Annotated in this window: 1 rRNA gene; it reads right to left on the bottom strand. The window is 54.1% G+C overall.

Annotated features, from left to right (window positions below):
• Positions 1–490 (bottom strand): 16S ribosomal RNA (locus DK926_RS26930); the annotation flags it as partial.

The raw sequence follows: 490 nt of genomic DNA on the forward strand, positions 1-490 counted from the left end.
ATACAAGGTCTTGACTACCGGGGTATCTAATCCTGTTTGCTCCCCACGCTTTCGTGCCTCAGTGTCAGTGTTGGTCCAGGTAGCTGCCTTCGCCATGGATGTTCCTCCTGATCTCTACGCATTTCACTGCTACACCAGGAATTCCGCTACCCTCTACCACACTCTAGTCGCCCAGTATCCACTGCAGTTCCCAGGTTGAGCCCAGGGCTTTCACAACGGACTTAAACGACCACCTACGCACGCTTTACGCCCAGTAATTCCGAGTAACGCTTGCACCCTTCGTATTACCGCGGCTGCTGGCACGAAGTTAGCCGGTGCTTATTCTTTAGGTACCGTCATCCCAACCGGGTATTAGCCAGCTTTTCTTTCCCAACAAAAGAGCTTTACAACCCGAAGGCCTTCTTCACTCACGCGGCATTGCTGGATCAGGGTTGCCCCCATTGTCCAAAATTCCCCACTGCAGCCCCCCGTAGGGCAGCTCGCGCATAGC

This window comes from Rhodococcus sp. Eu-32 (genome assembly GCF_003336925.1).
Lineage (GTDB): Bacteria > Actinomycetota > Actinomycetes > Mycobacteriales > Mycobacteriaceae > Rhodococcoides > Rhodococcoides kyotonensis_B.